This is a genomic window from Faecalibacterium sp. 3 (assembly GCF_048323735.1).
Classification (GTDB): domain Bacteria; phylum Bacillota; class Clostridia; order Oscillospirales; family Ruminococcaceae; genus Faecalibacterium; species Faecalibacterium wellingii.
Genome location: NZ_JBLWFN010000001.1, coordinates 2,816,045 through 2,837,179, shown reverse-complemented (window position 1 = coordinate 2,837,179; position 21,135 = coordinate 2,816,045). Strand labels below are relative to the sequence as shown.

18 protein-coding genes and 1 tRNA gene are annotated in these 21,135 nt (G+C 59.1%); 15 read left to right on the top strand and 4 right to left on the bottom strand.

What is annotated here, in order from left to right:
* Positions 1-90: 90 nt before the first annotated feature.
* The 3 genes from ACNSPV_RS13370 to ACNSPV_RS13360 are packed head-to-tail and all read right to left on the bottom strand — an operon-like array spanning position 91 to position 1,968.
* Positions 91-903 carry a hypothetical protein gene (locus ACNSPV_RS13370; RefSeq protein ID WP_348582983.1) on the bottom strand — a complete coding sequence of 271 codons (813 nt, stop codon included), beginning with the start codon at positions 901-903 and terminating at the stop codon, positions 91-93.
* Complete coding sequence (locus ACNSPV_RS13365) at positions 897-1,598, bottom strand: ABC transporter ATP-binding protein (RefSeq protein ID WP_120120290.1); 702 nt, start codon at positions 1,596-1,598, stop codon at positions 897-899. The genes ACNSPV_RS13370 and ACNSPV_RS13365 overlap by 7 nt, the downstream gene beginning before the upstream one ends.
* Entirely contained in the window at positions 1,591-1,968 is a 378-nt protein-coding gene (locus tag ACNSPV_RS13360; protein WP_348582985.1) for a GntR family transcriptional regulator, read from the bottom strand. Before ACNSPV_RS13360 ends, ACNSPV_RS13365 begins: the two co-directional genes overlap by 8 nt.
* Before the next feature lie 260 nt (positions 1,969-2,228).
* Here ACNSPV_RS13360 and fucO point away from each other — a divergent pair, with 260 nt between their 5' ends.
* The 3 genes from fucO (at position 2,229) to ACNSPV_RS13345 (ending at position 6,123) form a co-directional block, all read left to right on the top strand.
* Positions 2,229-3,377 carry a lactaldehyde reductase gene (gene fucO / locus ACNSPV_RS13355; protein WP_097781577.1) on the top strand — a complete coding sequence of 383 codons (1,149 nt, stop codon included), beginning with the start codon at positions 2,229-2,231 and terminating at the stop codon, positions 3,375-3,377.
* Positions 3,378-3,613: 236 nt separating this feature from the next.
* Positions 3,614-4,921, top strand: a complete 1,308-nt coding sequence (locus ACNSPV_RS13350) for a putative ABC transporter permease (protein WP_348582987.1) — start codon at positions 3,614-3,616, stop codon at positions 4,919-4,921.
* Between the two features lie 239 nt (positions 4,922-5,160).
* Positions 5,161-6,123 carry a calcium/sodium antiporter gene (locus ACNSPV_RS13345; RefSeq protein ID WP_348582989.1) on the top strand — a complete coding sequence of 321 codons (963 nt, stop codon included), beginning with the start codon at positions 5,161-5,163 and terminating at the stop codon, positions 6,121-6,123.
* 83 nt (positions 6,124-6,206) lie between these two features.
* On the opposite strand, the gene hisS is transcribed toward ACNSPV_RS13345, so the two are convergent.
* A complete protein-coding gene (hisS, locus tag ACNSPV_RS13340; protein WP_249237154.1) occupies positions 6,207-7,448 on the bottom strand; it encodes a histidine--tRNA ligase in 1,242 nt (413 codons plus the stop codon).
* A gap of 123 nt (positions 7,449-7,571) precedes the next feature.
* Between hisS and ACNSPV_RS13335 the strand changes: the two genes are divergently transcribed.
* The 12 genes from ACNSPV_RS13335 to ACNSPV_RS13280 all read left to right on the top strand — a co-directional run bounded on the left by ACNSPV_RS13335 (position 7,572) and on the right by ACNSPV_RS13280 (position 20,944).
* Positions 7,572-8,789, top strand: a complete 1,218-nt coding sequence (locus ACNSPV_RS13335; protein WP_348582991.1) for an MFS transporter — start codon at positions 7,572-7,574, stop codon at positions 8,787-8,789.
* Between the two features lie 296 nt (positions 8,790-9,085).
* Positions 9,086-9,787: an iron-sulfur cluster assembly scaffold protein gene (locus tag ACNSPV_RS13330; protein WP_015537775.1), complete on the top strand. Its 702-nt coding sequence runs from the start codon at positions 9,086-9,088 to the stop codon at positions 9,785-9,787.
* Positions 9,788-9,804: 17 nt separating this feature from the next.
* On the top strand, positions 9,805-10,803 hold the full coding sequence (locus ACNSPV_RS13325) for a GGGtGRT protein (protein WP_005935035.1): 999 nt from the start codon (positions 9,805-9,807) through the stop codon (positions 10,801-10,803).
* Positions 10,804-10,913: 110 nt separating this feature from the next.
* Positions 10,914-12,830: a flavocytochrome c gene (locus ACNSPV_RS13320; RefSeq protein WP_348582992.1), complete on the top strand. Its 1,917-nt coding sequence runs from the start codon at positions 10,914-10,916 to the stop codon at positions 12,828-12,830.
* Positions 12,831-12,883: 53 nt separating this feature from the next.
* Positions 12,884-13,225: a NusG domain II-containing protein gene (locus tag ACNSPV_RS13315; RefSeq protein WP_249237151.1), complete on the top strand. Its 342-nt coding sequence runs from the start codon at positions 12,884-12,886 to the stop codon at positions 13,223-13,225.
* 282 nt (positions 13,226-13,507) lie between these two features.
* Entirely contained in the window at positions 13,508-15,283 is a 1,776-nt protein-coding gene (locus ACNSPV_RS13310) for an HlyD family efflux transporter periplasmic adaptor subunit (protein ID WP_348582993.1), read from the top strand.
* A gap of 14 nt (positions 15,284-15,297) precedes the next feature.
* Positions 15,298-16,047 carry an ABC transporter ATP-binding protein gene (locus ACNSPV_RS13305; RefSeq protein WP_348582994.1) on the top strand — a complete coding sequence of 250 codons (750 nt, stop codon included), beginning with the start codon at positions 15,298-15,300 and terminating at the stop codon, positions 16,045-16,047.
* On the top strand, positions 16,044-17,249 hold the full coding sequence (locus ACNSPV_RS13300; protein ID WP_348582995.1) for an ABC transporter permease: 1,206 nt from the start codon (positions 16,044-16,046) through the stop codon (positions 17,247-17,249). Before ACNSPV_RS13305 ends, ACNSPV_RS13300 begins: the two co-directional genes overlap by 4 nt.
* Positions 17,250-17,407: 158 nt before the next feature.
* On the top strand, positions 17,408-19,510 hold the full coding sequence (locus tag ACNSPV_RS13295) for an S-layer homology domain-containing protein (RefSeq protein WP_348582996.1): 2,103 nt from the start codon (positions 17,408-17,410) through the stop codon (positions 19,508-19,510).
* Positions 19,510-20,289: a ComF family protein gene (locus ACNSPV_RS13290; RefSeq protein WP_339395888.1), complete on the top strand. Its 780-nt coding sequence runs from the start codon at positions 19,510-19,512 to the stop codon at positions 20,287-20,289. Before ACNSPV_RS13295 ends, ACNSPV_RS13290 begins: the two co-directional genes overlap by 1 nt.
* An 83-nt stretch (positions 20,290-20,372) precedes the next feature.
* Positions 20,373-20,450, top strand: a tRNA-Pro gene (locus ACNSPV_RS13285).
* Between the two features lie 242 nt (positions 20,451-20,692).
* The gene (locus ACNSPV_RS13280) at positions 20,693-20,944 is read left to right on the top strand and encodes a DUF6061 family protein (RefSeq protein ID WP_348582998.1); all 252 of its coding nucleotides are present in this window, start codon (positions 20,693-20,695) and stop codon (positions 20,942-20,944) included.
* Positions 20,945-21,135 lie beyond the last annotated feature (191 nt).

Here is a 21,135-nt window from a genome sequence, read left to right as displayed (position 1 = left end):
AGATGAAGTTTATGGTTCGGCCTTTTACAAATTGCAATTAAGAAATAGTTCCGCTGAAAATGTCCAGAGCGAAAGCGGAGGACATTAAAATCATTCCAGATCCAGCTTATGCTCCATCAGCCAGCGGGTCAGCAGAAAGTACCCTGCGGCAAAGGCAATGCTGACCGCCAGCCCGAACAGGGTGGTGAAAGCACTGGGCGCAGCAATGGAAACATCTACACCGCCAAGGGTGGGATAGGAAACATCCTGCAGCATGTCGGCACTGCTGACACCGGAGCTTAGCCAGTTCTGCAGGAAGGACAGCAGGAAAAATGCCAGAATACCGGCCGGGACCATGTGCTTTTTGAACTGGTGGCCGATCATGCAAGCGGCATAGATGCACAGGATGCTGGACACCAGTGCCACCAGCCCGTTCAGCGTTTCAAAGATCAGCCAGAGCCACCCGGAGCTGCCGGTCATGCGGAAGATCTCTCGGAAGATCTCCACCACTTTCTGCCACAGCTCCGGCAGCTGCTGCAGGGCCGCGCTGTTCAGAGACAGAGCCAGCAGCATCACCGCAAAGGAGAAAATACCCACGATGCTGCTGCAAAGCATCCAAACTACGCTGGAGATCAGCTTGGAAAGGATGAGCTGGCTTTCCGTCACCGGCAGGGTGTGCATCAGGTAGCCTTCACGGCCCAGCAGATTGCGGGTGAAGCGGGTCACAATGGTCATCACGGACACCACTGCCACCGCAACGGCTACGACCATGTAGGCGAACAGCAGCAGAGATGCAAAGTCGTCCTTGGAAGAGCTGCGCAGGGAAAAGCCGCTCAGCACTGCCAGCGCAACAAGGGCCAGATACAGCCCGCCGTAGGTGCGGCCGGTGGCCTTGAATTCATATTTTAACAGCTGTTTCAGCATTTGAATACCTCCCGGAAATATGCATCCACGCTCATGCCCTCGGTCTCGCGCAGCTCTTCGGCATTGCGGTGGGCGAACACCCGGCCATCCTTCAAAAAGACGGCTTCGTCCAGAATGGGCTCGATATCGCCGATGAGGTGGGTGGATAGAATGACGGTCGCATCCCGGCTGTAGTTGTTCAGGATGGTGCTCAGGATGTAGTCCCGGGCGGCAGGGTCCACGCCGCCAATGGGCTCATCCAGCAGGTAGAGCTTTGCGGCGCGGCTCATGGCCAGGATCAGCTGCACCTTTTCCTTGCTGCCCTTGGACAGGGTCTTGAGCCGCGCCTTCGGTTCCAGTTCCAGCCGGGCCAGCATTTCGTTCGCCTTGGCGGGGTCAAAATCGGCATAGAATTCGCGGAACATTTCCACCAGCTGCTCCACACGCATCCAGTCCGGCAGCCAGTCGGCGTCCGGCAGATAGGACACGATGGCTTTGGTGTCCGGCCCGGGGGTCATGCCGGCGATCCGGATGCTGCCTGCACTGGGCTGCAGCAGACCGTTCGCCAGCTTGATGAGGGTGGTCTTGCCGCTGCCGTTGGGGCCAAGCAGACCCACGATGCGGCCAAAGCCGATGTGCAGGTCTACATTTTCCAGTGCGGTCTTATCCTTCTGGTAGCACTTGGTCAGTGCTTCACAGCTCAAAAGTTCACTCATTGCGGTCCTCCTTTGCGTCCCAGTGTTCCAAAAGCGCGGCTGTCTGTGCGGGACTGTAGCCGATGCCGCGCATCTTTTCCAGAAAATCCGACGCCAGCGTCCGGGCGGTGTTGGCACGAAGCTGTTCGATCAATGCAGTGTCCTCCGTAACATAGCGGCCTGCGGTGCGTTCAGTGTGCACCAGCCCCTCCGTCTCCAGCTGGGCAAGGGCCCGCTGCATCGTGTTTGGGTTCACCCCGGCGGCTGCGGCCAGATCCCGTACCGAATCCAGATGCCCGCCCGGTGGGTAGGTGCCGGCCAGGATCCGGGCCTTCAGCCGTTCCACAAGCTGGGCATAGATCGGGCGGCTGGCATCAAACTGTTCGCCCATGGTATCATCTCCTTGTCTTGCTGTATTAAGCGCTTGATACAATAATACACGATTTGCTCTGATTGTCAAGGGGAAAAAGAAAAAACATTATAAAACTGTGGGAAATCGGAAAAAGTGCCTATAAAACACTGCACATTGATAAAAATTTACAATAAATTCAAACAATTTCACATTGCAAAGCTTTTAACAATGTGCTATGCTGAAAAACAGAGAGCTCCGCCCGGAAAGCGGCGGAAAAGAGATTTGGAGGAAAAATAACTATGGCTGACCGCATCGTTCTGAATACCATCTCCTACCATGGCCACGGTGCCATTGAGAACATCGTTCCCGAACTGACCGCCCGCGGCTACAAGAAGGCTTTCGTCTGCTCCGACCCCGACCTGATCAAGTTCGGCGTCACCAAGAAGGTCACCGATCTGCTGGATGCTGCAAACTTTGCCTACGCTGTTTACAGCGAGATCAAGCCCAACCCCACCATTGCCAACGTGCAGGACGGCGTGGCCGCTTTCAAGGCTGCTGAGGCTGACTGCATCGTGACCATCGGCGGCGGCTCCTCCATGGATACCGCAAAGGCCATCGGCATCATCATCAATAACCCCGAGTTTGCGGATGTCCGCTCTCTGGAAGGCGTTGCTCCCACCAAGAAGCACGCGGTGTTCACCATCGCTGTTCCCACCACCGCCGGCACTGCTGCCGAGGTCACCATCAACTACGTCATCACCGATGTGGAGAAGAAGCGCAAGTTCGTCTGCGTGGACACCAACGATATCCCCGAGATCGCTGTGGTTGACCCCGATATGATGTCCTCCATGCCCAAGGGCCTGACCGCCGCCACCGGCATGGACGCTCTGACCCACGCCATCGAGGGCTACATCACCAAGGGCCACTGCGTCATCTCCGATATGTTCCATCTGGAAGCCATCAAGCTCATCAGCCAGAGCCTGCGCGGCGCTGTGCAGAACACCCCGGAAGGCCGCGAGGGCATGGCTCTGGGCCAGTACATCGCCGGCATGGGCTTCTCCAACGTGGGTCTGGGCATCGTCCACTCCATGGCACACGGCCTGTCCGCTCTGTATGACACCCCGCACGGTGTAGCCTGCGCCATCCTGCTGCCGGTGGGTCTGGAGTACAACAAGAGCGTCGCCGGTGAGCGCTACCGCGCAGTCGGCAAGGCAATGGGCGTTGTGGGCATCGACGAGATGAACGATGTGGAAGCCGCTGACGCCACCATCGCCGCCGTCAAGCAGCTGAGCGCAGACGTGGGCATCCCCGCAAATCTGCACGGCATCCTGAAGGAAGAGGATATCCAGTTCCTCGCCGAGTCCGCATTTGCAGACGCCTGCCGTCCCGGCAACCCCCGCGACACCAGCGTGGAGGAGATCGTGGAGCTGTATAAGAGCCAGCTGTGATTCCGCTCTGTAAATTCAAGCTGTAATTTTGGGCCCTGCTGTCCTTCGGGATGGCAGGGCCTTTTTCTAAGATGTATCTGAAAACAAAGCAACAGACTGGATCTTCGTCTTTTCAGAGATGCCCGGAGAGCCTGCCGCGTCGCAGAGTGACAAAATTTCTGCACGGCTCTTGTACACAGCGCCCAAAACGGGTACAATCAATGCAGTAAGAAAAAACTGGAAGCGAAAGGAACCTTATGACGCTGAACTTCTATACTCTGAGTGTTATTTATCTTGTATATTCCTTTTTGGGCTGGGTGGCGGAGACGGTAGTCGCGACCATCCGGGGCGGAAGGTTTGCCAACCGCGGTGCAGCGGCAGGCCCGTTCTGCTTTATCTACGGTACCACCGGCGTGCTGCTGGCCGTGAGTTTCGGCGACCTGCGCACCGAGCCGGTCTACCTGTTCTTTGCCTGCATGATGGCGGCAACGGTGATGGAATGGATCACCGCCAAGCTGTTGGAACGCCTGCACCGCCGCAAGTGGTGGGACTATTCCGGCAAAAAATTCAATCTGAACGGCTATGTGTGCCTGCAGTATTCGCTGCTGTGGGGTGCGCTGGGCACGGCAAGTGTGCTGTGGGGCAATGATGTGCTGCTGCGGCTGTGCGCGCATATCCCGGTCTGGCTGCTGCACCCGGCAGTATGGGTCTCGCTGACGGTGGCGGTGCTGGACCAGATCGGTTCGGCGGTGCTGGTGCAGCAGTATGCGGCCCGGCACCCGGTGCTGGAGCAGCTCAACCAGAGACTGGGGGAGCGGTCGGATACGCTGCGCCGCAGGATCGCGCTTTACATTGAAAAACGCATCCAGCATGCTTACCCGGCTGCGGCCCGGCAGGAGCAGACTGCGCTCCGGAAGGGGGAAAAGAACTTCCTCAGCGTGTCCGACCTGCTGTGGCTGTTCGTGATCGGCGCGTTTCTGGGCGACATGGTGGAGACGGTGTTCTGCCGCGTGACCGCCGGGGTCTGGATGAGCCGCTCCAGTCTGGTCTGGGGGCCGTTCAGCGTGGTGTGGGGTCTGGCGCTGGTGCTGGCAACGGTGCTGCTGCGTCAGGAAAAGGACCGGAGCGACCGCTACCTGTTCGCCTTCGGCACCGTCATGGGCGGTGTGTACGAATACGTGTGCAGCGCCGTCACCGAGCTGCTGTTCGGCACCGTGTTCTGGGACTACAGCAAGTTCAAGTTCAATCTGGGCGGGCGCATCAACCTGCTGTACTGCTTTTTCTGGGGCATTGCGGCGGTGATATGGATGCGCTACGGCTATCCGCTGGTGCTCAGAGGCATGGAGAAGGTGCGCAGCCGCGTCCGCCCATGGATGACCGCCCTGCTGGCAGTGTTCATGGCGGTGAACATGCTCACCAGTGCGCTGGCGCTGGCCCGGTACGATGCCCGCACCAGCGGTGAAGGCCCCAAAAACAGCATCGATACGCTGCTGGACGACCATTTTGATGACGCCCGTATGGAGCACATCTATCCCAACGCGAAGAAAGTGGCCAAGGCTGGATGAAATTTCAACGTTCCTCTTGCACTTTGGTGCAAAAATCGGTATAATACTTTCCGGATAAAAGGGAGTAGAGGGCGCACGTTCGCAAAACGATGCGCCGTGCTGCAGCGGAATCCCCGCAGAAATGCCCGCTGCGGTGCCGGATGCTTGAGACTTTTATTACGCTTTCCCATTTCTGGGCAGGCTGTAATAGAGGTCTCTTTTTTATGGCTGCTCTGCCGGAAACAAAAGGAGAAAAAACTATGCTTATCCCTGTTTTGCTGTTCATCGTGGGCCTGCTGTGCCTCATCAAGGGCGGTGACTGGTTTGTGGATGGTGCCACGGGCATTGCCCGCCGCTTCCATGTGCCGGAGCTGCTCATCGGAGCTACGGTGGTGTCCATTGGCACCACCCTGCCGGAGGTCATGGTCTCCACCACCTCGGCCTTCACCGGCCACGGCGAGATCGCCTATGGCAACGCCATCGGCTCGATCATCTGTAATGCATCCCTCATTGCGGCTATCACCATTGCGGTGAAGCCGGGCAAGGTAGACCCCAAGAGCCTGCGCACGCCGGTGCTGTTCTTCTTTGTGGCAGCAGCCTTCTACGCAGGCGTGGCCTATACCACCGGCTACTACTCCCGCCCGGTAGGCCTTGTGCTGCTGGCCATGTTCGCGGCCTACATCGTCTGCAACGTGATGGCGATGAAGAACGCCCCCGCCCCGGAAGAAGCGGAGGAGACCGACGAAAATGGATCCCTTGCCAGGGAGCTGGGTCTGCTGGCCGTGGGCGCGGTGCTCATTGCCGTGGGCGCGAACCTGCTGGTGGATAACGGCACCCTGATCGCGCAGGCACTGGGCGTGCCGGAGTCGGTGATCGCACTCACCTTTGTGGCGCTGGGCACCTCGCTGCCGGAGCTGGTCACGGCCATCACCTCGCTGGCCAAGGGCCACGGTGCGCTGTCTCTGGGCAATGTCATCGGCGCAAACGTGTTCAATCTGGTGCTGGTGAGCGGTGTTTCCGCAGTGGTGGCACCCTTTACCATCCCGCAGAATTCCATGCTGTTCGGACACAACGCATCGCTGGTGCTGGAGTTCCCGGTGATGTTTGCCGTGATGCTGCTGCTGACGGTGCCGGCCCTCATCAAAGGCAGGCTCAGCCGCCCGCAGGGCATCGCTCTGCTGTGCATCTACGCGGCCTTCTGCGTGGTACAGTTCACCATCTGAGCATATAAGACGCAAGCAAGACGCAAAAAAGTCCCGGTGCAGTTCGGTTTTACTGCACCGGGACTTTTTACGCTTCAGAAGAATTACTGCTGTGCAAAGATCTTGATCTCGTCCTTATCCATAAAGGCGGCACCCACAAAACCGGCGGCTTCCAGCTGGCCCAGCTGTTTGCCCAGCTTCTTGCCCTGAGGCAGAACGGTCACGTTGTAGCTGTCACGCAGGGAAGCGGCCTTTGCCAGCACGGCAGGGAAATCGGCATCCTTTGTGTACAGCAGGACGATCTTCTGCTTGGCACCGGGGATCTGGTAGCCCTGCTCCAGCAGGATGCCGCACACCCGCTCAAAACCGATAGAGAAGCCCACGGCAGGCACCTGCGTGCCAAGGAACTTGCCCACCATGTTGTCGTAGCGGCCGCCGCCTGCAACGGCACCGCTGAACTGCGGGCAGGTGATCTCGAACACCATGCCGGTGTAGTAGCCCTGACCGCGCACCAGACTGGGGCAGTAGGCCACCTGATAGCGGCCTGCGGCCATGGCGTTTGCGGTGGCCAGAACATACTTGAGGTCGTCGGCGATGGCCGGATCTGCGCAGCGGGCCGCTACGGCGTCCAGCGTTACCTCACCGGCGGCGATGAAATCGGCCAGAGCCTGAATGGCGGCTTCCGGCAGCTGCTTCTCGGTCAGCTCAGCCTTGACGCCCTCGGCACCGATCTTGTCCATCTTATCGAAGGTGATGCAGACGGAATCCAGCGTATCTGCGGCAAAGCCCATGCTTTCCAGCATGCCGCGCAGGATGCGGCGGTCGTTGATGTTGACGGTGAAGCCGGTAAAGCCGATGTTCAGCAGAGCGCGGGTGGTCACGTCAATCAGTTCCACCTCGGCGTTGGGGGAAGAATCGCCCAGAATGTCGATATCGCACTGCACGAACTCCCGCAGACGGCCCTTCTGGGGACGCTCGGCGCGGAAGACGCGGTCGGTCTGGATCACCTTGAAGGGGCTGGGCAGCTTATCCTTGTTGGCGGCATAGTAGCGGCTCAAAGGCAGGGTCAGGTCGTAGCGCAGGCCCATGTCGGACAGCTGCTTGGGGTCGCCGGTGTTCAGGGCAGCGGTGAGCTTATCGCCACGCTTGAGCACCTTGAAGATCAGGTTCAGGTTGTCGCCGCCGTCGGATTTGTCCAGATTTTCCATATCCTCCAGCATGGGGGTGGAAATGCGCTCGAAGCCGGACGCACGGTAGGTCTCCAGAATTTTGCCCTGAATGTAATCGCGCAGGGTCTGCTCTGCGGGCAGCAGGTCGCGCATGCCCTTCAATGCCTGTGTTTTCATAAGATGGTTCCTCTCTATATAAATCAATGTAAATGCTTTTACCTTATTCATTATAAAGGAATCTGCCGTTTTGTCAATTGAAATGGGCACACTGTAAGGGAAAAACCATTCGGAGGGCAGGCAATGAAACAGCAATTTGCAGCAAAACACCCGTGGACCATCCTTGCGGCGGGCGCAGCCATTCAGGTGCTCACGGGCATCCCGGCGGCGTGGGGCGTATTTCAACAGCCGGTGATGGAGGAGTACGGCCTGAGCGAGCAGGGGGCGGGCTATGCCTTTGGCATCCTCATTGCGGCGTTCGGCGTAGGGTGTGTCATCGGCGGCTTTCTGCAGGACAGCCGCGGCCCGCGGTGTGCGGCTCTGTGGGGAACAGCACTGCTGTGCGGCGGATTTTTTGCGGCGGCCATGCTGCCGGGCGGCAGTGCAGGCAGCTTTTTTCTGGCATTCAGCATCCCGGCAGGGCTGGGCACGGCGTTTCTGTACCCGTCCATCCAGTCCTGTGCACAGAAGTGGTATGCCGGACGCAAGGGCCTTGCCACCGGTGTCATCGGCGGGGCGGTGGGTCTTTCCGGTGCGTTCCTCACCGTATTCGTGCGCACGGCGGTCAGGGGCTTTGGAATCGTGCAGGGCATCCGGGGTGCGTTCTGGGCGCTGGGAGCCGTCACGCTGCCCATCTGCCTTGTGGGCAGCCTGCTCTTGCAGGACCCGCCGCAGAACGCCGAAAAACAGCAGAAAAACGACAGGAATGCCATTGACCTCTCGCCATGGCAGATGCTGCGCACACGGCAGTACTGGCTGTGTGCAGGGGCTGTGTGCTTTTCCACCCCGGCGGTGCTGCTGTTCAGCCCCATCATCCTGAAGCTGGGCGTGGAGCGGGGGCTGGACGAGAACGCTGCTCTGTGGAGCGTGGTGCTGGGCAGCGTGGGCAGCGCGGCAGGCCGCCTGCTGATGCCCATGCTCAGCGACCGCATCGGCCGCAGGCCCACGGACATGCTGCTGTTTGCGGTGTCGCTGGGGCTTTCAGCGGGCTTTGCGTTTGCGCAGGGCTGGTGGGTGGTGGCCTGCTATGCGGGGCTCACCTTCTGCTACTCCGGCCTTGCGGCGGTGCTGCCTGCTCTCTCCACGGACCTGTTCGGTTTCCCCCACGCAGGGGTGAACTACGGCTTTCTGGCACTGGGGCAGAGCGTGGGAAGTCTGGCATTTCCGGCTGCGGCGAATCTGTGGGGGCTGGAAGCCGGGCGGCACTGGCTGGCTGTGGGCGGTGCGGCGGCAGGTTTTGCTGCCATGTGGGCGCTGAAATCTGCCGGACAGCAGCCCCGCAGGCAGGACACAGGAGCGTGAAATTTGTCTCCTTGACAAAGTTGACAAAAAATTGACGAATGAAATGACAAAAGCATCTGAATTGACAGTTAGCAGCAGGCAACCGCAAATAGTTTTGATGTTTTTCCCGGAAATGTATTGCAAAATCCGTCCGCTTTCTCTATAATAAAATCATGCGTGGTAGTACCGGTGCAGGCGCTGAAAGAGAGCAGCGTGCCCGGTTCGGATGCAAGCAGTACAGAGAAGCGGCTGTGCCGGCAGGGCGCGGCAGCGGTTTTGTGCTGCAAAGCGACATTTGTCAAAAGGAGAGTATGATTATGACCTATTCGCAGCAAGTACAGAATATGTGCCCGATCACCAAAGGTCCTAAGCATGGTCCGGCTCCCATCCCCGAAGAGGGCGCATGGGTCAAGGCCTATGAGATCAAGGACATCAGCGGCTACACCCACGGTGTGGGCTGGTGTGCACCTCAGCAGGGTACCTGCAAGCTGTCTCTGAACATCAAGAACGGCGTCATCGAAGAGGCTCTGGTGGAGACCATCGGCTGCTCCGGCATGACCCACTCTGCTGCTATGGCAGGCGAGATCCTGCCCGGCAAGACCATTCTGGAAGCTCTGAACACCGACCTGGTGTGCGACGCCATCAACGTGGCAATGCGTGAGCTGTTCCTGCAGATCGTCTACGGCCGCAGCCAGACCGCTTTCTCTGAGGACGGTCTGCCCATCGGCGCAGGTCTGGACGACCTGGGCAAGGGCCTGCGCTCCATGACCGGCACCATCTTCTCCACCAAGGAGAAGGGTGTGCGCTATCTGGAGCTGACCGAGGGCTACATCAACAAGCTGGCTGTGGACGCTAACGATGAGGTCATCGGCTATCAGTTCGTTAAGCTGGGCAAGATGATGGAGGATATCCGTCACGGCAAGACCCCCAACGAGGCTTACGAGAAGAACGTGGGTACTTACGGCCGCTTCAGCAAGGAGCAGGGCGCTGTGAAGTACATCGACCCGCGTGAGGAATAAGAGAGGAGGAACAACTCATGGCAACTTTTGAATCTATGGATCGCCGTATGCCTAAAATCGAGGCATGCCTGAAGGCTAACGGCCTGGAGTCTCTGGACGCTTGCAACGAGATGCTCCTCGCTAAGGGCATCGACTGCGACAAGATCGTGCGCGGCGTTCAGCCCATCTGCTTTGATAACGCTGTCTGGGCATACACCCTGGGCACCGCCATCGCCGTCAAGCGCGGCCTGACCGATGCTGCCGAGTGCGCTGCTGCCATCGGCGAAGGTCTGGAAGCTTTCACCATCCCCGGTTCTGTCGCTGAGCAGCGTCAGGTCGGTCTGGGCCACGGCAATCTGGGCGCTCGTCTGCTGAGCGAGGATACCACCTGCTTCGCTTTCCTGGCAGGCCACGAGTCCTTTGCCGCTGCTGAGGGTGCCATCGGCATCGCCCGCACCGCAAACAAGGTCCGCAAGACCCCCCTGCGCGTCATCCTGAACGGCCTGGGCAAGGATGCAGCTTACATCATTTCCCGTATCAACGGCTTCACCTATGTTCAGACTGAGTACGATATCCCCACTCAGACCCTGACTGTCGTCAAGGAGATCCCCTTCTCCGAGGGCGAGCGCGCAGCCGTCAAGTGCTACGGTGCAAACGACGTTATGGAAGGCGTTGCCATCATGAAGAAGGAGGACGTTCAGTGCTCCATCACCGGCAACTCCACCAACCCCGTCCGCTTCCAGCATCTGGTTGCCGGCACCTACAAGAAGTGGGCCATCGAGAACGGCAAGAAGTACTTCTCTGTCGCTTCCGGCGGCGGCACGGGCCGTACCCTGCATCCCGATAACGTGGCTGCAGGCCCCGCAAGCTACGGCCTGACCGACTCTCTGGGTCGTGTGCACGGCGATGCTCAGTTTGCAGGTTCTTCTTCTGTGCCTGCACACGTTGAGATGATGGGCCTGATCGGCATGGGCAACAACCCGATGGTTGGTGCTACCGTTGCATGCGCTGTTGCTGCAGCTCAGGCTAACGCCTAAGTTTTTCCTAAGTTTCAGCGAGGGGAAACTGCTTTCCGAATGAGCAGTTTCCCCTTTTTTGCTGATAGATGTCCGAACACAAGCAACCCGAATATGAGAAGGAAAAAACAATGAAAAAGAATCAGATCCGCAAGAGCGTGGCTGCGCTGGCCATGGCGGCTGTTGTGGGCGTCAGCCTGCTGGGCTACGGCTGCGGCAGCAAGTCCGCTTCCACCGCAGGCGGCGTGTCCGGCGATTTCATCGGCACTGCCAAGGGTATGGGCGGCGACGTTACCGTTACCCTGACGCTGGAAGACGGCAAGATCACCGGCTGCACCGCTGAGGGCAAGGATGAGACCCCCGGCATCGGTACGCTGGCACTGGAGCAGCTGCCCGCTCAGATCGCTGAGACCGGCAGCATCGCCGTGGACGGCGTGTCCACCGCGACCATCACCTCTGACGCCATCAAGGAGGCAGCAGCCGCTGCCCTGACTGCCGCCGGCCTGAACGCCGACGACTATAAGATCGAGGTCAAAGCCGACGAGACCAAGGCCGAGGATTCCACCGTTGACGCTGACGTTGTCATCGTGGGTGCAGGCGGCGCAGGCATGACCGCTGCCATCACCGCTGCTGCCGAGGGCAAGAGCGTTGTGATCGTGGAGAGCCAGCCCATGGTGGGCGGCAACTCTGTGCGCGCTACCGGCGGCATGAACGCCGGCAAGACCGTGTATCAGGATGAGAACGAGTTCGGCGAGTCTGCCGGTGTCGAAAAGACCCTGAAGACCGCTGCTGAAAAGTACGCTGACAACGAGACCATCACCGCTCTGGCAAAGACCGTCTCCGAGCAGTGGGCAGAGTACCAGAAGAACCCCACCGGCTACTTCGACTCTGTTGAGCTGATGGAGCTGGATACCATGATCGGCGGCAAGGGCATCAACGACCCTGCTCTGGTGAAGACCCTGTGCTCCAACTCTGCTGATGCCATCGACTGGCTGGACGAGCACGGCATCACCCTGCACAGCGTTTCCAGCTTTGGCGGCGCATCCGTCAAGCGCATCCATCGCCCTGTGGACGCAGAGGGCAAGACCCTTTCCGTCGGTTCCTACATGATCCCCCTGCTGGAGGAGAACTGTGAGAAGGCTGGCGTTCAGATCCTGCTGAACACCACCGCCAACGAGATCCTGACCGATGCGAGCGGCGCTGCTGTGGGCATCAAGGCCACCGGTTCTACCGGCGAGACCGTCACTGTGAACGCCAAGGCTGTGGTGCTGACCACCGGCGGCTTCGGCGCAAATCTGGACATGGTTGTCGAGTACAAGCCTGAGCTGAAGGGCTTCATGACCACCAACGCTGCCGGCGCTCAGGGTCAGGGCATTGAGATGGCCACCGCCATCGGTGCCGGCATTGTGGATATGGACCAGATCCAGATCCACCCCACCGTTGAGGCCAACACCGCTGCCCTGATCACCGAGGGTCTGCGCGGCGACGGCGCTGTGCTGATCAACGCCGAGGGCAAGCGCTTCATCGACGAAGTGGGCACCCGTGACGTGGTCTCTGCTGCTGAGATCGCTCAGACCGGCAGCTACAGCTGGCTGGTGGTCGATCAGGCCATGGTAGATGCTTCCAGCGTCATTCAGGGCTACATCAAGAAGGGCTATACCGTGACCGGCGAGACCTACGAGGAGCTGGGCAAGGCAATGGGCGTCGATGAGGCTGCGTTTGCCGAGACCATGAAGACCTGGAACGGCTATGTTGAGGCCAAGAACGACCCCGACTTTGGCCGCACCAGCTTTGCAAACAAGCTGGATACCGCTCCGTACTACGCCATCAAGGTCACCGCTGGCGTGCACCACACCATGGGCGGCCTGACCATCAACACCAACACTGAGGTGCTGAAGGCTGACGGTACCGTTATCCCCGGCCTGTTCGCAGCAGGTGAGGTGACTGGCGGCGTTCACGGCGCAAACCGTCTGGGCGGCAACGCTGTTGCAGACTTCACCGTGTTTGGCCGCATTGCAGGTAAGGCTGCCAGCGATTACGCTGCATGAGCAACCGCAAAACGGTTGAAACGGCTTCCGGTTCCAGAAAACGGAAGCCATGGATGAAGAACCTGATCTTTGCACTGGTGGTCCTTGTGCTGGCGGCAGCGCTGTATTTCGGCGTGCGCGCAGCCCACAGCGGCAAAGGCGGTGGTCTGCAGGCAGTCGTCGATTTCGGCGATGGCATCACCGAGACCCTGCCGCTGGATACGGATCACGATTACCTGTATGATGTGGGCGATTATGTCGTGCATTTGCAGGTGAAAGACGGTGCAGTCGCATTTTTGGACAGTCAGTGCCCGGACCATGTGTGCGAGCAATTCGGCTGGCTGGACAAGGATGGCGCATGGGCTGCCTGCATCCCTGCCGGGGTGTATGTGGTCGTAGAGGATACCGCAGAATAAAGATCATGCTCAAAAAGGGGCAGTGCTTCGGGAGACCGGAGCGCTGCCTCTTTTGTTTTGCACAGGATGCAGGAGGAAAAAGGGTGTGAAAGTTCCATAAAAGTTTGGCGCAAAACCTCAAAACAAAATTTAGACGCTTGTGTATTGGGCGAAAATGCGATAAACTAACAATGTCACCCTTCTGCACAGTGCAGAAGGGGAAAAAGACAGAACGGACAGAAATTACAGGGCGCCCTGCATAAGGCAGAGGTGCTCTGAAAGATACAGGAGGAAACAGCAAGCATGATCTTTAAAAAGAAGCAGGATGCTGCGGCACAGCAGGCGGCTGCCGGTGAGGCAAGACCCGCAGGAAAAGACAAAGTGGCTGCATTTTTTCGCAAAAACTGGAAGTGGATGGTGCCGGTGGCGTGTGTGGCCGTGCTGGGCGGATGGTTCATCCTGCGTCCGGACAGGGCACAGGACGCCAATGTGGATGTGAATTATGTGCAGACCACGCCGGAAAAGCGGGATCTGTCCAACTCCCTCAGCGGCACCGGTACGCTGAACCCGGCCAATACATACAATGTCAAATCGCTGGTGGCAGGCAAGGTGCTCACCAGCACCATTGAGGAAGGCGACATTGTGGAGGAAGGCACTGTGCTGTACACGGTGGATGCCTCCGATGCCACCACCAAGGCCGAGCAGGCCTCCATCACCCTGCAGCAGGCACAGCGCAGCTACGATAAGACCGTGGACCGCCAGTATGTGCGTGCCGAGGTGGCAGGCGTTGTGGCTACATTGAAGGTGGCCAAGGGTGACGAAGTGACCAGCGGCCAGGAAGTGGCTGTCATCCGCGACAGCTCCAAGATGGTGCTGCATCTGGAGTTCCCTGCGGCAGACGCCGCCGCATTCTCGGTGGGCCAGAGCGCTGAGGTGACGCTGGACGGCACCTTTGAGACCCTGACCGGCACCGTGACCGCTGTGACCGGCACGGATACGCTGAGTACCGGCAACCTGCTCACCCGCACCGTGACCATCACCGTGCGCAATGCAGGCGGCCTGACCACGGCTCAGGCGGCAACGGCCACCATCAACGGTGTCAGCTGCATTGCAGCCAAATGCTTTGAATATCAGGCAGAGCGCACCCTGACCACCCTTGCAGCCGGTACGGTCACTGCCATCAATGTGCAGGAGGGCGGTGCCGTGAACAAGGACGACATCGTGCTGCAGATCAGCGGTGAGGACCTGACCGAAGCAATCCAGTCCGCTGCGGAGACCCTGCGCAGCGCAGAGCTGAACATGGATAACCTGCAGGAGGCCATGAACAACTACACCGTCACCTCGCCCATCAGCGGCACCATCATTGAGAAGAACGCCAAGGCCGGTGATGCACTGACCGCCGGTGCAGACCTGTGCACCATCTACGACCTGAGCTATCTGGTCATGGTCATCAATGTGGATGAGCTGCAGGTCAGCGATGTTTCGGTGGGCCAGAGCGTGCAGGTGACGGCAGATGCAGTGCCGGATAAGACCTACACCGGCACCGTGACCCGCGTTTCCATGAAGGGCTCTTCCAACGGCGGCACCACCACCTACCCGGTCACGGTGCGCATCGACGAGACCGAGGGCCTGCGCCCCGGCATGAATGCCAACGCGGAGATCGTGATCGCGGAGGCCAAAAACGCTCTGGCAGTGCCCAATGCGGCCATCGTGCGCGGCGGCTATGTGCTGGTGACCAAGGATTCGCCCAGCGCCGCCAATGCAGACCCCGATATGACTGCACCGGAAGGCTATGTGTACGTTCCGGTCAAGATCGGCGTGAGTGACGACGACTATACCCAGATCATCAGCGGCGTCACCGGCAACGACACCGTGGCCTATGACCCCAGCTCTGTGAGCACCGATTACTATTACGATGACGGCGGCTATGGTGATGCCATGGACAAAACTGCAGCTGACACAGAGAACGACACGGACACTGCAGACGGCAGCACAGCAGAGGAGCCGATGGAAGAATCTGCCGATGCGGGTGACACTGCAGACCCGGCAGATGCAAACGGCGTGATCATCACAGGCTGATACAGGAGGAATGCATGAGCGCTCTGATCGAGTTTGATGAGGTGTGCAAGTATTACCAGATGGGCGATACCACGGTAAAAGCAGCAGACCACATCACCATGAAAATCGAAAAAGGCGAGTTCGTAGCCATCGTCGGCCAGTCCGGCTCCGGCAAGTCCACCTGCATGAACATCATCGGCTGTCTGGACGTGCCGACCCATGGCACTTACCGGCTCAACGGCAGGGACGTGGGCAAGATGAGCCGCAACGAGCTGGCTGCGATCCGCAACGAAATGCTGGGCTTTATCTTCCAGCAGTATAATCTTTTGCCGAGGCTCAACCTGATGGAGAACGTAGAGGTGCCGCTGGTGTATGCGGGCATCGGCCGCACCGAGCGCCACGCCCGGGCCAAAGAGGTGCTGGAGCAGGTGGGCCTGGGCGATAAGCTCAGGAACCGCCCCAACCAGCTTTCCGGCGGCCAGCAGCAGCGTGTTTCCATTGCCCGGGCGCTGGTGCGGAACCCGGCGGTCATTCTGGCCGACGAGCCTACCGGCGCACTGGACAGCCACACCGGCCGCGAAGTGCTGGGGATGCTGCAGCAGATGCACGATGAGGGCCACACCGTGGTGCTCATCACCCATGATAATTCCATTGCGGTGCAGGCAGACCGCATCATCCGTCTGGAAGACGGGCGGGTGGTCTACGATGGCGACTCCCGTGCGCCGGAGGCCATCGTGCAGCCCACACTGCTGCCGGATCTGCCGGATGAGGAGGAAAAAGCATGATCGTAGAGACCTTCCGTCAGGCCATCCAGAACGTGTGGAGCAATAAGCTGCGCACCTTTCTTACCATGCTGGGCATCATCATCGGTGTCATGGCAGTCATCGTTATCGTGGGTCTGGGCAACGGTATGACCAAGAGCATGCGCGACAGTTTTTCGGCACTGGGCACCAACACCCTTTCGGTGCAGGTGTGGGGCAACGGCTCCCGTACCGTTCCGGTGGAGGAAATGTACAAGCTGCCCACGAAGTACCCGGAGCTGATCCAGTCCATCTCGCCGCAGATCGATTTCAGCGGCAGCGGCACGCTGAAGGTCGGCACCAACAGCTACCGCTGGTCCACCATCAGCGGCGTGGACGAGAACTATTCCACCATGAAGAACTACCAGATCGCGCAGGGACGCGGTCTGCAGTACATGGACATCAAGGACAACAAGCAGGTGTGCGTCATCGGCGATTATCTGAACCGCGTGGCCTTTGGCGGCAACGGCCTGGGGCAGACGCTCAAGATCGGAGCCAACAAGTTCCGCATCGTGGGTGTGCTGGCGGCAAAGGTGAGCGACCCGGACATGCAGCAGGGCAGCGATGACGACTGCGTTTATCTGCCCTATACCACGACCATGCGCCTGTCCAGCCAGAGCATGGTGAGCAACTATGCCGCGGTCATGGAGGATGAGAGCCGCGCCAACGAAGCAAAGTCTGCGGTGGAAAGCGAGCTGCAGCATCAGCTTGGCTCGGATAACGGCTACTACGTCTACAGCGCCAGCGAGTGGCTGGAGGAAATGAACAAGATGATCAATATGGTCATCGTGATCCTGACCGGTATCGCCAGTATTTCGCTGCTGGTGGGCGGCATCGGCATCATGAACATCATGCTGGTGTCGGTGACTGAGCGCACCCGCGAGATCGGCATCCGCAAGGCACTGGGCGCCAAGGAGCGCACCATTCTGTCGCAGTTCGTGGTGGAAGCAGCCACCACCTCGGCGCTGGGCGGCGTACTGGGCATTGCACTGGGCTACATCGTATCCATGGTGGCGAACCGGCTGCTGCCCATGTTCACCAGCGGCACCACGGTCACGGTCAGTCCGTCCTTCAACTCCGTCGCGGTGGCCTTCGGCATTTCGGTGGGCATCGGCGTGCTGTTCGGCTATCTGCCGGCAAAGCGTGCGGCCCGCCTCAATCCCATCGAGGCTCTGCGCTATGATTAAAAAGCCGTTTTCGTCCGCATGGCATACCGCCGCATCGACCCGGCGCACCCTGCTTGCGAAAAACAGCTTTTAAGCTCCTCTCAGCCGGCTTTGCGCCGGACTGCTTACGGCAGCTGCTTCAGAGCGGCAGCCAAACATCAAGGAAGGGGAATACACCTATGAAAAAACGTCTTCTCGCATGTCTGCTTGCAGCATGCATGGCTGTGTCTATGCTGGTGCTGCCGGCATCGGCGGCCAGCCTGAACAACTCGGCCATCCAGACGGCCATCACGCTGGGCGCTATGGATACCAGCCAGACCGGCAGTCTGGATGCTGCCGTCACCCGCGGTGCATTTGCCAAGATGCTGGTCTCCTTTTCGGCCTACCGCGAAAGCGCAGCCCAGCAGGGCAACATCGGCACCCTGTATAAGGATGTGCCCGGCACCTCCCAGTGGGCACCTTATGTGCGCATTGCAGTGCAGCAGGGCTGGATGAACGGCTACACCGACGGCACCTTCCGTCCGGACAACGCAGTTACGCTGGAAGAGGCCTGCACGGCAGCACTCAAGCTGCTGGGCTATAAAATGACCGAACTGAATGGCGTGTTCCCGATGGCGCAGCTGACCAAAGCACAGGAATTGGGTCTGCGCAACCAGCTGAACCGCAATCAGGGCGAGACCATGAACTATGGGGATTGTGCTCTGCTGCTGTATAACACCCTCACGGCAAACACAGCCGCCGGCGGCGCTTATGGCACCAGCCTGGGCTTTACGGTGGCGAACGGTCAGGTGGACACCTCTACCGTGATGCTCAAGAGCCTGAAGGGCCCCTTTGTGGCAGCGGAAGGCACCCAGCTGCCGTTTGCACCGGTCAGTGTTTACCGCAACGATAAGGTCTCGGCTTCTGCCGAGCTGAATCGTTACGATGTGTATTATTACAGCGAAAGTCTGCAGACTGTATGGATCTACACCCGCAAAGCAGCAGGCCGTATCACAGCCGTTTCGCCCAGCGCCAGCGCACCCACGGCCGTTACCGTGGCAGGCGTCAGCTATCAGCTGGGCAGCACGGCAGTTGCCTCCAAGGTATCCAGCCTGAACGGCGGCGGTGTGGGCGAAGTGGTCACCCTGCTGCTGGGCATGAACAACGAAGCGGCAGACGTGATCACCGGTGCAGAAGCCGATGAGGTGTTCTACGGCGTGGTGCAGGGCGCAGCCCGCAGCCTTGTGGAAGACAACGGCGCGGATGTGTTGCAGCGCGTGTCGGTCATGTGCACCGATGGCATTCAGCGCACTGTGAATGTGGACAAAAGCCTGAACTATCCCACGGGCTGGCTGGTGGAGATCCGCGTAACGCCGGAAGGCGAGTCCGTGAGCGGCATCGAGAACAAGGCCGTTACCGGCAAGGTCAGTGCGGATGCGGCAACGCTGGGCAAGTACACTCTGGCAGACGATGTGCAGATTCTGGATACGACTTCGGAGGGTGTGGCTGGGACGATTCGTCCCAGCCGCCTAGCGGGGACAGACCTGAATCTTCTGAATGTCCGCTATTATACGCTGAATGAGAAGGGCGAGATCGACCGCCTGATCCTGAACGATGTCACCGGCGACCTGTGGACCTATGGCGTGCTGGACGACATCAAAAATGTTTCGGTCAATTCTTCCGAGCTGAAAACGCTGGCCACCATCCTTTCGACCGGTTCCAGCACCAGCACGGATACGCAGGATAAGATCGTGGGCGATCTGAAGGATGTTCTGGTGCCCACCACCAGCGAGGTGCTGTGGGGCGTGATCAACGGCGACATCCTCTCCACCGTCTGGCAGAAGATCACGGCCAACACGGACAGCCTGCTCAGTCTGGGTCTGCGGCAGGTGGGCACCCTTGTAGGGGAACCCTATGCGTCGATCTTCCGTTACATTGGCGGCGGCGCCACCTATGTGTGCTATGTCAATGGTTCGCAGGTGGCGTTCACCACCAACGTCAAATATCCGGTGCTGGTGGGCGGTGTTGCAGCCCGCAAGGAGACCACCGGCAGCGTAAAGACGATGGTCCAGCTGATGCCCATGAAGATCGATCAGGTAGGCGCAGCATCGGTCATGAGCAACGGGAAACGGTTTGAGATGGCGGACGATGCACAGGTCTACCTGTGGTATAAGGGCCAGTATTACGCGACCAAGCTGACCGAAGTGAACTCGGACGACTACTATCTTACCGGCTGGTATGATAACTTTGGCTGCGCTGCGGGCAAGCGTGTGCGTGTCATCGTAGCTGTCAAAAAGGACTGATGGATTACTACAGCGTTCCGTGCCGCCTGCTGCGCGGGGCAAGACAGCTGGTGTATCCACGCCGCTGCCCGTTCTGCGATCAGGTGCTGGGCAGTGTGCCCACATGCCCGGACTGCGCCGCAGAACTGGAAGAACTGCGCAGGAAGCCGGGCATGCGGCTGGATGCTTCCCAGCATTATCTGGGCAGGCTGGCCGGTGCGGCGGCACCCTTCCGGTATGAGGGCTGTGTACGGCGGGGCGTTTTGCACACCAAATATCATGCCGCACCGTGGGCAGCAGTGGAAATGGGCGTCTGGCTGGCAAAGCTGGCCTTTGGCAGCGAGGTGCGAATGTCGGGTGCAGAGCTGCTGCCGGAACTGGTGGAGGGCATGTCCCTTGGATATGACTGCATCGTTCCTGTGCCGGCATCCGGCACAGCCCGCGGCTACAATGTGCCGCAGCTCATGGCTTTGCCGCTGACACGGGCATTGGGCGTTCCGCTGTACCCGGAGGCACTGGGCCGCGCCCGTGCAAAACAGCATCAGGCTGGCCTGCCGTTTGAGCAGCGCATGGCCAATGTGGCGGGCGCGTTCCGCGTGACAGATCCGGACAGGATCGAAGGCCGGAAGGTGCTGCTGGTGGACGATGTGATCACCACCGGTGCTACGGCTGCGGCCTGTGCGCAGGCCCTGCTGGCGGCAGGTGCAGAAAGCGTGTTTGCAATTGCACTTGCCACCGTTGAATTTGAAGCGTTCCCCGCAAAAGATCAGCCGCTGCAGGAAAATAAACCGGATTTTTGAAAAAATCTGGCCGAAAAAGCTTGACAAAACACCCTGAATCAAGTATACTGATTGAGCTGTGAGCGATAACCGCTTACAGATATCCGGGTGTAGCGCAGTTTTGGTAGCGCGCTTGAATGGGGTTCAAGAGGCCGTGAGTTCGATTCTCGCCACTCGGACCAAACAAAAATAATCCGAACTTGTTTCCGATAGGAGATGGGTTCGGATTATTTGTTTTCTTCGGAAAATTAGCGTTTGCGAAGCAATGAAAGCCCCAGTGGGGCTTTTAAGCGACAGAACGGTCTGCGTTAGCAGATGGAGGGGCCTTGCCCCGACAAGTTCCATGCAGGTGTCCGTGGAAGATAAAATCCGAAATCATAGATTGACCGACATGAGCCACACATGATTTCAGGAGGACACAAACATGAAGTACGATGCAAGAGCTTGCCATTTCAACATGGACACCGGCTGCGTGGAACTGCTGCTCCGGGATGGGAGAATAATCTCCATTGACTGCACCGGGGTCGAGGATGCGCTGGACGTGACCATGTCGCAGAGGTCGGAGTTAGACTATCTCGTCTATAATGACCCGCTTGGCTATGCCGATTTGATTCTGAATGGAGATCCGAAGGAATATTTGAAGAAAGTGGCCGGGAGCCATGGGTTAGAAGATTAAGAGAAATGCCGTTCCAAAAGCAACTGGAACGGCATTTCTTATCTTTCGATATTCGGCATCTTCTGTCCCCGAAGCTCCTGCCGGATGGCACGGAACGGATCAGGTACATCCGCATCGGTCATCGCACCGGGGACATGCCGGGAGAAAGAGTATGCCCAACGTATGCGGCATTCATGTCACAACGTAAAGCA